Annotated in this window: 4 protein-coding genes and 3 pseudogenes; 4 read left to right on the top strand and 3 right to left on the bottom strand. The window is 56.3% G+C overall.

The annotated features are described in order from the left end of the window. Positions 1–5 precede the first annotated feature (5 nt). The 3 genes and pseudogenes from BQ8794_RS28035 to istB all read left to right on the top strand — a co-directional run. On the top strand, positions 6–1955 hold the full coding sequence (locus BQ8794_RS28035) for a S8 family serine peptidase (protein ID WP_244555126.1): 1950 nt from the start codon (positions 6–8) through the stop codon (positions 1953–1955). Between the two features lie 624 nt (positions 1956–2579). After that, positions 2580–3952 (top strand): annotated as a pseudogene (gene istA / locus BQ8794_RS28040) (IS21 family transposase). Positions 3953–3968: 16 nt separating this feature from the next. Beyond that, a pseudogene (gene istB / locus BQ8794_RS28045) lies at positions 3969–4683 on the top strand (IS21-like element helper ATPase IstB); the annotation flags it as partial. A 371-nt stretch (positions 4684–5054) separates the two neighbouring features. On the opposite strand, the pseudogene BQ8794_RS28050 reads toward istB, so the two are convergent. After that, a pseudogene (locus BQ8794_RS28050) lies at positions 5055–5357 on the bottom strand (helix-turn-helix domain-containing protein); the annotation flags it as partial. A 437-nt stretch (positions 5358–5794) separates the two neighbouring features. On the opposite strand from BQ8794_RS28050, the gene BQ8794_RS28055 reads away from it, so the two are divergent. After that, entirely contained in the window at positions 5795–9049 is a 3255-nt protein-coding gene (locus BQ8794_RS28055; protein WP_077381870.1) for a CHAT domain-containing tetratricopeptide repeat protein, read from the top strand. On the opposite strand, the gene BQ8794_RS28060 is transcribed toward BQ8794_RS28055, so the two are convergent. Together BQ8794_RS28060 and BQ8794_RS28070 are read right to left on the bottom strand one after the other, a co-directional pair. Next, a complete protein-coding gene (locus BQ8794_RS28060) occupies positions 9041–9919 on the bottom strand; it encodes a lysozyme family protein (protein ID WP_143744730.1) in 879 nt (292 codons plus the stop codon). The two genes, BQ8794_RS28055 and BQ8794_RS28060, sit on opposite strands and share 9 nt — an antisense overlap. Positions 9920–11554: 1635 nt before the next feature. Then, a complete protein-coding gene (locus tag BQ8794_RS28070; protein ID WP_077381876.1) occupies positions 11555–14323 on the bottom strand; it encodes a UvrD-helicase domain-containing protein in 2769 nt (922 codons plus the stop codon). Between the last annotated feature and the right edge of the window lie 46 nt (positions 14324–14369).

Genomic DNA, 14369 nt, shown 5'->3' on the forward strand with positions numbered 1-14369 from the left:
ATGTGATGACGCAAGTCGGGACCTACAAGATCCCTGACGATGGGATCGTCGAAGGCTCCGTTCTAAAAGTTAGCGCCAATCCTGAAGAAACTTTGCGAGAGCTAGTTGATCGTGTTTGTGGGCCAGAGCCGGAAAGATATTTTGAGGCTTTATCCGAATCTACCGGTATCCCTGATCCGTCTTTCGACGAACCAATGGTCGGCGGAGAAGAAATCGCCATTCCCCTTTGTTCCCTTGACACGGTTTGGTATGAAACGACGCTCGTTCGGAGCGGTGATACCCTTTGGAGCATATTCAAGTCGCAACCTGATGTCCTTTTGGGCGGATTACCTCGCTGGCAGTTTTTCGAAGTTCCCCCAGGGTCGGTAGAAGGGGATGCCGTCAACAGTGGAGTATTCGTTGAGGCATTCAAGGCACTTAATCCAGGAAAGAATCCCACAGCTCTTGCTATAGGGGATCGCATTTTAGTCCCACTTGCTCCTGCTAGTGGCACGGTTCATTTGGCACAGAAACTAGCCCCTCAATTCGGCATTACACCGCAATTGTCGCTCACCGATTTCGAGTTGCAGTCCGAAGACGCCGATTGTGTTAGACCCGCCTCTTACGAAAACTATCCATATTCAGTCCAAGGCTTACTGGATGCATTGCAGGTGAATCGGATAGTCATGGATGAGGGGCGTGCAAAGCGCATTCAAACTCGTGTTATCATCGCCGACAGCGGCCTCTACCAAGTTGGAAAGAGCATCTTCAGCTGGGCGGTAGTACCCTACCCCAGAGATGGCAACGAGCGGAAGTTCGCTAATCGCGTTCAACCCGTTTATTGGCCAGACGAAAAGATGAGTCATGGCACCCAAGTAGCATCTCTGGTCCTTGGAGGTCCGACATTTGGTCGCTTTCAGGCGCTCATGAAGAGTTCGCCGGTCATGGTTGTGCCAGTTCGCATTTATGATGTTAAAGAGAGTGAATTTATCAATCCTCAGACAAACGAAAGAAAGTCCGGATTGCAGCGTATTGTCCAGCAGAATGCATTTGACACGGTGCTGAAGGCTGCAAAGGATCTTGACGCTCGGATTGTGAACTTGAGTATCAAGACTGCGTCTACCATCCCGGAGATGGAACAAGATGGGTTCGGAGAGCAATCTGATATCCTGTTCGTGGTTGCCGCAGGGAATGGAGATGGAAAGATTGGGCGGGAGACCACAGTAACCTACCCGGCCGTTTATGGAGATCACTTAAACGTCCTTGCGGTGGCGGCATTAGACGGAGAGGGCGACGTCCCGGTTTTCTCGAATTGGAACAGTGAGTTCGTGCATATCGCAGCTCCCGGGTGCAGCGTTCCGGTATTGTCGTTCGAACCGGCAACAACAAGGTTTTTTGAGGGAAGATGGCATGGGACATCGCTATCAGCACCCCTAGTGTCGTTTGCCGCTGCATTGGTTGACTCAGAGGCTGGTGGAAACCTCCGGCCCTGGCAGATAAAGGAGCGTTTGGTCGTAGCTTCGGATTTGGACGAGAAGCGCGCGGATCGGGTGTTAGACGGGCGCGCTTTGGACATTCCCAAAGCTTCAGCGATTTGGGTTGATGCGGTGGAAACGACTAAGGCGCCCGGCCTGATCTTCGGGGCCGCGACAATTATCAAATCGGGAGCTCCATTGAAGATGGAAAGTGTACTTAGATTTGATTGCGGTGAAGCGGGAGATCTGGCCATTCGCGTTCATCAACTCCGCAAGCTCACTCCGAGGTTCAGAAATGTTAACGGAAAGACATTTGGCAAGATTTACTACCAGAAGGTTGCCACTGGCCGCCTCGAGGGTGCTGCGTGCATGGTGCCGGACAACCTCAGCGTCCAATTCAACGATCTTCTGGGCGGATCCAGTCTGACGCTGAGCATGACCGAAATTGCGGACATCGTTCCGCGGATGCTACCCCGTTATGAGCCTGATCAGCCAAACTAAAGCCTTGTCGGCGTTCGAGCCGTGCGGGTGCCGACGGAGAGTACCCTTTGGGGGTGTTAGCAGCCTCCGTAAGCGGGTCGCGATAGCTCGCCATTCTGTCAACTTGACCAGCACAGCAATGACCGACGCGGCTGGGTTGGGAATTGGGCGATCGCAGTATCTGGGAGGTCGTTGGTGTGCCTGTGCGGGATCGGGCCGCGCGCCGCGGCCCGAAATTGTCGGAAAGGTAGCGGTGTTAAGGTGTTTAGGCTCCGATCAGTTATACCAAGCTCGGACCGCCTCGCGAGCGGTTGAGCAGACATGGCATGCGGCAGTTCATGCTCATGATCCCAGGCCCGAAAGGGACGCCAGCCTGCATCGGCTTGATCCCCTGCCTTCCATCCCAATGCCGCGATGAGAGTGCTGGTCTTCGAAGCGCAATGTTCCTTCGTAGGTGTCCTGAGGGTATTGCGTGTTTCAGTAATTCCCGGACACCTTTTTCCCTAAATCCCGGACAGTGATTTCAGTAATTCGCGGACAGCGATTCCGCTAAATCCCGGACAGTTTTCGGGTGCGGATTTGGCGGTCGGTTCTCGGCTGCGCCGTTCTGGCAGTTTGGCCTCTCACGATGACGTTGAGAGGGCCATGCCGAGACGGAAGCAAGCGAGACGAACGAAAGTGAGGGACATCCGAGCGATCTTGCGCCTGACCCATGAGCAGGGTCTTTCGGTGCGTGAAGTGTCGGAACGGCTGAAGATCAGCAAGACGACAGTATCGACTTATTTGCTGCGGGCGCGGGAGGCCTGGCTGCCGCCGGGCCACGACGAAGCGACTGAGCGGCTGCTGTTTGGCCGTGCCGGCCGTTCGCCACGCGACCTGAGCGAACCGGACTTTGCGCTGATCGCCCGGGAGCTGAAGCGCAAGGGGTTGACGCTGACGCTGTTGTGGCAGGAGTATCGTGCCGCCCGTCCCGACGGCTACGGCTACATTTGGTTCTGCGAGCACTTCGCCGCTTTCGAGCGCCGGACGAGCGCGACATTCCGCAATCCGCATGCGGCGGGTGCGGTGATGCAGACCGATTATGCCGGGCAGACGGTGCCGGTGGGTCGACCCTGTTAGCGGCGTCATTTTCCCGGCGCAGTTTTTGTCGTGGTGCTGGGCGCTTCCAATCTGACCTTCGCCTTTGCCAGCTCCAGCCAGAAGCTGCCCGACTGGATTGACGGCCAGGTGCGGGCGCTCAGCTTCTTCGGCGGGGTCATCTGCGACAACCTGAAGGCTGGTGTGGCCAAGGCGCTGTGGTTCGAGCCGACGCTGAACGCCACCTTTGCCGCCATGGCCGAGCATTACGACACCACCATCTTGCCGACCCGCAGCCGAAAGCCGCGCGACAAGGGCAAGGTCGAGGGTGCGGTGCTGATCGTCGAGTGCTGGATTCTGGCCCGGCTACGGAACCGGACTTTCTTTTCGCTGGCTGAGCTCAATGCGGCGATCGCCGATCTGCTCGAGGAGCTGAACAACGGGCCGATGCGCCACGTCGGCAAAAGCCGCCGCGAACTGTTCGAGGAGATCGAGCGAGCGGCCTAGAGGCCGTTGCCGGCGGCCGGTGCCGCACCGGCTGATCGGGCGCAGCGTCCAGGTGCGGCTCACCCACCGGGTGGTCGAGATCTCCCACGATCACCAGCGCGTCGCCAGCCATGTCCGCCGCTCGCAGCGCTCCGGCCATGTCACCGTCAACGCCCACATGCCAAAGGCGCATCAGCGCTATGCCAACACGACGCCGGCCAGCCTGATCGGCCGGGCCGCCAAAATCGGCCCCAACGCCGCCATTCTGGTCGAGCGCATGATGCGCGACCGACCGCATCCGGAACAGGGCTACCGCGCGGCCATGGGCATCCTGTCGCTTTCGCCGCGCTATGGATGGGAGCGCACCGAGGCGGCCTGCGAGCGGACGCTCCGCAGAGCCGGCAAAGCCGACACCACCGCACGCCAAAATCCGCGGCAGCACCTATTACCATTGAAGGAAAGGAAGAAAGAATGCTGACAAATCCCACCCTTGATCAGATGCAAGCCCTCGGGCTTGCTGGGATGGCATGGCGCGAACTGGCCGAACAGAGCAGCGCCAATGAGCTCAGCCGCGACGAGTGGCTCGGCCTGATGCTCGATCGCGAGGTCGCCATGCGTGCCGACAAGCGCGTCAGGAACCGGCTCGCCTCATCCAAGCTGCGCTTTCCCGAAGCCTGCATCGAGGACATCGATTTTGCCGCGTCGCGCGGGCTCGACCGGCGCAACACCATGGCGCTCGCCCAGGGTGAATGGCTGAAGGCGCATGAGAATCTGATCGTCACCGGCCAGACCGGCACCGGCAAGTCATGGTTAGCCTGTGCCTTCGGCCGGCAAGCGGCACGGCTCGATCATTCCGTGCTCTATGTGCGCGTGCCGCGCCTGTTCGAGGATCTTGCGCTCGCTCGCCTCGATGGCCGCTTCCCGCGCCTCATCGACAAACTCACCCGCGCGCAACTGCTCATCCTTGACAACTTTGGAACTCACAGCCTCACCGACAGCAGCGCTTCCACCTGTTCGAAATCGTCGAGGAACGCTATCGGCGCAAATCCACCATCATCACCGCCCAAGCCCCGGTGGCCAGATGGCATGAGCTGATTGCCGACCCACCGTCGCCGACGCCATTCTCGACAGGATCGTTCACAACGCCCACCGCATCGTGCTCCAGGGCGACAGCATGCGAAAGCAAAAAGCCGCGCCCCTCTTTGACCGGCACTCAAAAAGGCGAAATCAATCATACATGAACGCAAACAAGGCACCCGAGGACCGACACCGCCACACTGTCCCGGCATTAGCGAAACTGCTGTCCGGGAATCAACGGAACTCTTGTCCGGCTTTTGCGAAATCCGCAGGGTATCCTAATTTAACCAAGAAAGTCCCATCTTAACGTCATCGATAGCACTCAGCCGCTAAACACGATGGAAGAGCTATAGCCCTCGGACGAAGGCGAGGAAACGATCGAAGAGCCCGAGATCTACGACGCATACGGATCTGGCAGCCCAGCAAGATTGGCAGCCGAAGTGATGCGGTTTGCGAATGAGCATACAAAGGCGGGTCCTGCAACGCCAGTGCCACCACGCGCTCGGCGACTTCAGGTCCGAGTGGGGCAATGCGCGAGGGGCGCGTCTTGTCGCGCAACAGTCTCTCGAAGCCTTCCGCGGCGAAGCGCTCCTGCCAGCGCCACACGCAGGTCTTGGACTTACCAGTTTGCCGCATGATCTCGACGGTGCCCACGCCGTCGCTGCTCAACAGAATGATCTCGGCGCGCCAAACGTGCTTCTGCGGCGCATTGCGATCTCTGATCAGCGCGCCCAGACGCTGACGATCAATCGAAGAAACGGTGAGGAATATTCCTGTACGCATGCGCCAGACTCGCATGCGCACTCACAAAAGGGAATCCCCAGCCCGACTCTTATGTCAGGTGTAAACCACTAGAGATTTCCGTAGGGCTGCAGATCGATGCTTAGTTCCAAGAGGTGTAGACTACACGGACAAAGAGAGTACAATAAAAAACGAGACTTAGGCATGGTCGCAGCGCTCACCAACCCGAGTTTCGAATTACAAAGACACATAGGCTCTCGGGGATGAGATCCCGCCCCTACTCGGCTGGCGCGCGGACTGGCGTGTGGAAAGCGGCTTACGATCGTCGATGCGCGCGCACGCCCGTCTTCGCAATCCGCTACTCTGGGTTGAGCAACACTCTTGCACGTGGAAAACACCGCCCTCCGAGGAATTGTCCTTCTGCCGCGACTTCTGATATGACTTAGTAACGGATCGCCGCAACGCGAACGGAGACAACAATGAGAGCCCTCGTTTTTAGTGCCACTTTAGTATTCGTTGCCACCTTGGAATTCCTGTCTTCGAGCGCTGGCGCTGACCACCAAGTGAAGCAGCAAGAGATCGACAGTCGGCCGTCGTGGGTGGAGGCGGCGGTGGCAGGCTCATATGTTCCGGATGAAAGATACGACGGGACTGCAGGAAAAGCGGCTTCTTCAACAGCAGTCACGATTGCTCCAAGTTTTGGCACCGCCCCCCCCATGTTGCTTTCGCTGGTGGACAAGTTAGACGGCGGGCAGGGTCTTGAATTGCTTAACAAGGGAATAGCAGAGGAAGAACACAACCTGCATAGGAAAGCAGAACAAACATTCGCCGCTGCTATTGAGCAGGTTAGAAATGCACCCAATTTGGATGTCAATCTGTTGGCAGAGTTATTGACCAGGAGAGCTGTTGCACTGGTAAATCTAGATGAGGACGCCAAGTCTTCGAAACTAATTAGGGAGGCGCTTCAGATAAGTGAAAAGCAAAAATTAAGGGATAAGGCAGCACGGTATACGATATTAGGCCTAATTGCCAAAGTGTCGGCTCGGTCTGGACAGCTCTCCTCTGCGGAACAATACTACAGAGATGCGCTAATTGAGATAGAGCTAGCAGATGGCAAAGCAAGCATCTCCTATGGGATAGGTCTCTCAAATATCGCTTTTGTTGTGAAGGAGCTCGGGCGTTACCCAGACGCGGAAAATCTCTTTATTGAGTCGATGGATATATTGCGACCAATAGGTGACGAGGCGAAGTCACATTACGCGAATTCTCTCGGTGGTCTCGGTGAAGTTTACTTGTCCCAACATCGGCAAGTCAATGCGGAGCAGGCTATCCTCGGTTCAAGTAAGTTAGTCTCTGCAATTTTCGGCGAAACTAGCAAAGAGGCGGCCAATGCAAAACATGTTGTAGGAGAGATGTACCTAACATTTGGAGAGTCGAAGAAGGCTATTCCTTACATGGAGGAAGCTCTCAAGATCAAGGAGAAGCTCTATGACCCGGATGGCACGGCTGTCGCTCTAGCCCTTCATCAACTTGCGTCGGCTTACCAACAAGCAAAGCGTTATCAAGATGCTGAAAGACTCTATCTAGCGGCCCTGGATATACGGGAACGAAAGTTGGGCCCTGAGCACCTTTATACAGCTTCGACAGTCGAGAATCTCGGGGGCCTGTACGATGACCTGGACCAGCCTGGCAAGGCTATTCAGTCCCTCAATCGTGCATTGAGTATAAAAAGGCATTTGCTAGGAGAAGATCATCCTAACGTCGCGCTCACATTTCGACACATTGGCGACTTTCATTTTGTTCGAGGCCAATACAAGGAAGCACATCAGGCGTTCGCAAGTGCAAACAAAATTACCATCGACCAGATCACCGGTTCCTGGCTGTCTCCGGATTCGGTGTCGTCGTCATCTGAAGCTGCTCAGCAATGGAGCCAAGGGGCCGGGTTCGTGCATGAAATTCAAGCCGCTTACGAGATCGGACGTGCTGATCCAAGCAAACTCTCGCAAATGTTCGCCGAATCGTTCGTAAATTCGCAGTGGGCTGAGATTTCGCAGGCTTCCGCCACCCTCAGTCTCATGGCTGGAAGAGATGCAGTGGTAGAAGAGGGTGCGAAACGCGAAGTCCGCCGTCTTCAGGACTTGGAAGTGCAACTGAGAAGGCTGCGACTGGAAGCTATTGAAAGCCACGTATCTCTCGACGTAGCGGTTGATCAGGAGCAGCAAAGGGGTCGACTCATGGCCGAAGAGGCTTTGGTTGACCAAATTCGCGTAGCGAGGACGCGTGTTCGAGATGCAATGCCGAAGTATTTCGAGTACATTAGCCCGTCGCCGCTGACAGTCGAACGCGTTCAGAAGCAGCTGTTAGCCGAAGATGAAGCTCTGATAGCTTTCGTGGTAACTCCGCTCTATCGCGAAGGATTAAACGATCAAGTGTTTATGTTGGCATTGACTAAAGACAACTTTGCTTTTGTGAAGTCTAATATGCGAGGAATGACGGTACGCGCCATTGTGGAGTCGCTGAGATGTGGGCTCGACGACACATACTGGGATCAACCTCGTATTCTCGGCTCCAGTTGCGCGGAACTGGTAAATCGCGCTCGTCCGGAAGGTGATCAACCTCTTCCCTTCAGATTCGACTACAGTCACTTACTATATGCCAATCTAATCGCCCCCCTTGGTGATATAATAACAGGTAAGCGGCTTCTCATTGTGCCATCTGGTCCGCTTCAAAAGCTTCCGTTTCATGTACTCGTGACACAGGATGCGGGAGGTGAAACTGCAGATAAATACGAAGGATACAAAGGAATACATTGGCTTGGCCTCGACTACACAATCAGCATTCTTCCTTCCATAAATAGCTTAGGGCGGCTCCGAGTACGGCAATCACCCGCTCGAGGAATGCGCCCCTTCATAGGGTTTGGTGATCCGGCCCTGGCCAACTGCGATGACAACGAGCAACAGATTGAATGCCCGGCGCCCGCGCCAAAGACTATGGGGAGGCAGTCATTGACAGAGCCGAAGGCGCCCCATCGAACCAAGCGCAATCTACCATACAAATTGGAAGCGGCGGGCCAAACTTCATGGGATCGGGACGCGATTCGAACGACTGTACGATCTATGTGCCGATTGCCCGAGACGGCCACCGAGCTGCGCTGTATCGCAAAAAGCTTAAATGTAACCGAAGACACCTTGTTTCTGGCCGACCGAATGAGTAAAGCAGCTCTGCTACGGCTCGACAGCGATGGTGAACTGGATAACTATCGGATAGTGCATTTTGCGACACACGGTTTAATTGCCAGTGATTTGCCTATGGGAGACCGCGTCGCTGAGCCTTCGTTGATCTTCACCCCCCCAGTTGATGGAGACCTTTCCTCCGATGACGGACTACTTCGAGCTTCGGAGGTAGCCAAGCTTCATCTTAGCGCTGATGCTGTTGTGTTGTCCGCGTGCAATACCGCGTCTACATCTGAACAAGGGAAGGAGGCCTTGTCGGGTTTATCTCAGGCCTTCTTCTATGCTGGCGCCAGGTCGATAATAGTGTCCCATTGGGCCGTAGACACAGAGGCAGCGGTCACATTAGCAACTAGCGCACTGACGAATGGAGATTTAGCCGAAGGACTCCGTGAAGGCATGAAAGCGCTAATGGAGGATACGTCCCGCCCCGACTACGCTCACCCGTCTGTGTGGGCACCCTTTATTTTCGTAGGTGCGACTGAGGCACTTCGCTCAAGATAGGCCTTTTTCGAAGATTGCCGCCTCCAACTCTCTGCGCGTGAGTAGCCCTTTTGCGTCGGGATCATCTTTCCATATCCGTTTCATCTCACGTATCTTTTCCGGAACGGATGCGAAGTCCGATTTCAACATCAACTCCTTGATTTCGCGGATCTCCCGGCGTCTATCAATTGGATCCCCTTTTGCTGACTTTGACGAACTGCCACGGTTGTACACCAAGGATACGAGCGCTCCAAAGCAGTCAGGTGAGAGTTGGTCCGCGTTAGGAAAATACGCAATCACTTCGCCGGCATAGAATCGAAGTCCATAAACAAACTGATCATATGCCGGGTCCCATGGCACGTCGATATTCAAATACTGTTTTAGGATTGCGGCGGCAGCACTCCCCCGCTTCCCACAAGCGGTCCTAAGCTGATCAATTGAAGCCCGATCGATGAAAGGACTCCAATCAGCCTCGAAGTCTTTTTCACTTGAATAGCCAATATCGTAACCGATTCCAAATGTTATGCCGGACTTGCCCTTCGGCCATATCGGATTCCTATACTTCTTTTCGTAACGAGTCTTGCCAGTTACCTCGAACAGAACAATAAGGTCTTGCGACCTCTTTGACATTTGCTTATCGGATTGCCACCGCCTCGGCAGGGAGGGCTTGCGCTTACGCTGTTTTGATGATGGACCGATTTGCCTGTATTCCGTTTCGGTGAAGGCTCTGGCACCTTCGAGCTCCCCTTCGTTGTTAGCGAGCCGGGCAAACGTATCATCAATTGAACTGTCAGGCACAGTTGCTACAGCTCTCTTGGTCAGGGCCGCAAGCGAAACAAAAGAAAAGAGAATGCCCCGCGTCATCAACAAACACGTACTACGGCGATTCATTTTACCACCTCCCTGAGCTCAGTCGCTTTAGGCTAAAGACGATCGAATTTAAAAAACCCCACTTCCTAGTTAAGGTCGAGTCGAGTGTCGTTATATTAAGCCGAGGCGGATGTACGGTTTCTCGGATGCTTACGAGTCAAGGTTCAAGCCTGGCCCGATAGCCGATGATTGTTCATTAGTTGGCCGCTTCTGGCAAGCACTTATCGCACGCTTTGCAATGCTTGCGAAACCGGCCGACTTTTTCGGCTCCGGTTTGTTTCAATGTTCCGTTCTATAGATGATCCATCTGTGGTTTTCGCCAAAACTGCTTCAGACCCATGACGCGACGAGATCAGCCCCATTGGACATGATGCCGCCTCATATAACCTTTTCCCATGTGTTCTCAACGAGACTTACGGACCAAAGTCTCATTCTCGTCCTCTTCGAAAATGGCACTTAGGAAATCTGGCGATATGCCCACTTCGACGACGTAGAGAGCGATCTTCGCGGAAAGAATTTGGGAGCGGCCGATATTGTCGGGAGACGGGTCTCGGAAGGAGAATTGATGCACGCCGAACTTCGCGCCACTCTCAAAGTACCTGAGCCTGCCTCCAAGAAATACCAGGGTCGCCGCACTCATAATTGCCCAGGCAACAGTTCGCGCTCAACGATGAAGTGGGAAGAACTTTTGTGCTTAAGAAGGTATCTGCCAATTGCAGTGTGGAACCAGCTGTCTCGTATAGCTCTACTAATCCCAATTGCCGCCTCAACGTCACCACCAACAGAAGTCTATGTAGACGGTCGTTCTCGGAGGGGGCGCTGAGCGAGCTAAGAACTCTTGAAACTTGCCATCATCGCCTGGTTCGATTCTGCCAAAGGCGTTGCTGCAAAAGCGGCGGCTTCTTCGCTTCTAGCAAGATCGCAAGAAGCGCCCACATCTCGCCATTTCTGAGTTAATGCTGTGGCGCTCGCGCTTAGTCGTGAAGCAGGACTCCCCGCGTCGTTAATGTCCGCGTCCCTTCGGGGCGACAATCGCATGGGCGACAGCTTACTGGGCGCTGGCGGGCGTCGCCATGTCGCCTCCTTGCCGCCGGCAGAGTTGCCGTTGCTAAATTGGCACAAAGTACCAGCGACGGCCAAGCGCGCTGGCGAGGGCCGCCCCGGCGGTTTGTCGGCGGCGGGGCGGGGGGTGGCTTGTGGGACCCACATCTACCCCCCGCCAGCGAACGCAGCGGCGAGTCGAGATGAATGTCGGCCGTATGTACGAATCGAAATACCATTGGGTCTCCGGCGACGAACATAAGCGGTGTTGGCCACGACTCGATAGGCGAATTTTATCGCAGACTTGGTTGACTATCGGGACATCAAAGTGGCTGGCGACAGCGGCTCCGGTGCGCCGCGGCTGGGCAACGCCGACGACGTCGATGAGGCCAGTGGGGAACGGCCGCTTCCTAAGCCACATCATTCCGCAAGTTGACGGGGCGCTTTCGGCCCCAATGGCCGCCGGGCGGCAAACGCCGCGAATCGGCGGTAGGAAGTGACTTTGACGTTGCCTGAAAACGGACGTTGGCCGCTCCCTGCTTGGAGATGCACTGACCTGAGATTAAGACGCGGTGGGCGCTGTGTCTGCTGCGACCAGCACTACTGAACTGTAGGTCACCGCGCCGCTCGCGATCTGTTTTGCTTTTGCTTGCCGGAGAACACTACGTGCCTGCAGTTTGGATACTGGCTGCAGCCGACGAACGAGCGCCCGGTCTTCGTTTTCCTTTGGACCAACTGACCAACTCGGCAGGCCGGGCATTGCTGTAGCGCTTGGCCGTCGATGGTCTCGAAGCGAATCTCCTCACCCGCGACCTCGCAGAGCTCTTGGATGTAGCGCGAGGGTCGGGCACTGTCGGCCAGCATGAAGACGCCGCGGCTGGCCCGGGTCAAGGCGACGTAGAACAGGCGTCGTTCCTCTGCGTACGCGAAGGTCTCGGGATTCGGAATCACTAGGTTCAGCAGCTCGTCGTCTTCGACACGGCTCGGAACACCATAGTCGCCCTCGCTGATGTCGAGCAGGATAGTGTAGTCCGCTTCGAGGCCCTTCGAGCGGTGGAAGGAAAGCGCCGAAACCTCGATATGCGCGAATGCCGGTATACGGCCGGCGAACGGATCGAGATGGTTGTAGCGCCAGAGAACGAGTACTCTAAGCTTCTGCCTTGCCGTGCCGCGCCACTGCTCCGCGATGCTTCCCAGGAACACATCCAGCCGGGATAACAGCCGCAGGCAGGCTGCGCCAAAGTCCGGCCTCCCCTTTGCGCCCTCGATCGGGATGACGCGGATCGATTTGGGTATAGCGGGCCGTATAGACCGCACCGACTTCCTGAGCTGGTCTGGGTTCCGTTGAACGAAACCCGCCGCCGTCTCCGCGATCAGCTGGTTGCAGCGGTAGGTTTGCTCGAGCCGGCCTTGCCAACTTGTCCCGAAGTTCGCGTCGAACCTTGTGAAGAGGGTCACATCCGAGCCGGCAAAACGGTAGATAGACTGCCAGTCGTCGCCCACGGCGAAGAGTTTGGAGAACGGCTTCTGGTCTCGCAGCGACTTAATGAGTTTAGCCCTGGGTCCAGATATGTCCTGGAATTCGTCCACGAGGATCAGCGAGTACGGACTGGTGTATCGTTTCGTCTCAACCAGCTGCGTCGCGTCGGCGATCATGGAATCGAAATCGATCCGTCCGGCATCCACGAGCTTTTCGGAATAGGCCTGGGCGATCCTGTAAACGACGCGCGAAAATATCCGCGCGCGTTCCTTATCGTGGAGCGACTGCGCACGCTGTAGCAGCATATCGAGGGTTAGATGACTCGCCCGGATGTGCTTGATGCAGGTGCCTATGAGCTGGTGGTAGTGCTTGACCACCACTGGCTCCAGCGCCTTCGCAATATCGCTATACTGCTTCGCCACGAGCTGTATCCCGCGCCGCTCTAGTTCTTCGCGCATGACCTCGGAAATCGTGCCGTCCGTGGCCTGGGCCGATCGCGTCTCGAAGAAATCGATCTGCCCGACCTGATAGTCCCGCCGCTTTGCTTCGGCGTGGTCGACATAGTCCTTGAATGGTGAGACGCCGTTTGCGTCGAGCGCGAAATGCTCGTGCACGGTACCGGTCGCCGAATAGTAAAAGTCGGGATGAATATGGCGGACGGCGCCTTCCGCATCCTGCACCTCAACCTGTCGTTCGTATTCGAACGCGACCGAGTTCAACCAGAGCCAGTTCGCGATCGACTGTTCTTGCAACGATTTGACGTAAATCCCGGCCAGCGAGCCGATCGTCGCCTTACCCCTGGTCCGCCGCTCCGTAATGTATCGTTGGTAGTCAACCTCACTGTCGAACGTTTCCCGGGGGATATCGGCCTTGGGATGCACGACCAGGAGATCAACCCAAAGTCGCGTAAACTCCCTGTCGGAACTGGCTAGTTCAACGATGATCTCCTCAATCGCCTTGGCTTCCCCCGCGGGATGTTCGACCCAGTTGGCAAGCTGGGGCGGCCGCCCGTCGACCTCCTGGATGATGCCGCGGCCTAACGCGTGGAAGGTTGTCACGCGACATTCAAGTTTGTCGGGTTCGACCTTCAACTGCCTGGCGATGCGCTCCCTGAGCTCGTCCGCCGCGCTCTTGTTGAAGGCCAAGACCAGCATTTCGTCAGGGCGTGCCAACTTCTTTTCGAGCACATATGCGACTTTGCCCACCATGGTGGCGGACTTGCCCGATCCCGCCGATGCGATGAGCAAGTTATTGTCCTCGAGACGAATACAAGCCTCGCGCTGCTGCCCTGACAGCGACCGACCGTCCAGGTTGTCGAAGAACGCCGCAAAAGCGGCCAGTTCGGAGGCGATGAACCGCTCGTTGTAGCGATGGCGCACGTTCGGATCGGTGAGGAAGGCGTAGGAGGCCGGCAAAACGGCCTCGAGCGTCTGTGCCATCTGCCCTGGATCGAACATGGGGTGCGAGAGGGCCGTTGCCACCTTTCCCGGCACGCCGGCTATTGCGTTGCGGAGGTCCGAGTACGCCAAGTATCGGCGGTTGTCCGTCACGACCGCGGCGAGTCTCGCGTCGATCTCGCGCAGTTGGTCAGTTTCGGAACGGATCACTTCGCTCAGATATTCGTTGACGAACGCCGCGATGTCGGCCGCGAGTTCGTCTGCGGCGCTGCCGCTGAGGCCCGATAACCGATCAAGCCTGGTCCTCGAGCAGATTTCAACGGCGTGCCACAGGAGGCCTTTGGCGGTTTGGACAGATACGACGTCCAAGCATTCCAGCTCGGTCTCGCTGCCAGATACCAGGGTGATACCGGCTGCCGAATTCCGACCGGGTGTCAGTTTCCAGTTCTCGCCGGAGAACAGTCGGGCGAACAGTCCGGGACGGTATGTGCGGGCGCGCTTTAGCATTGAAAAGTTATATCGCGGCTAGGCCTTAGGCTTCCCTAACAGCGGT

The organism is Mesorhizobium prunaredense (assembly GCF_900156895.1).
GTDB classification, from domain to species: domain Bacteria; phylum Pseudomonadota; class Alphaproteobacteria; order Rhizobiales; family Rhizobiaceae; genus Mesorhizobium; species Mesorhizobium prunaredense.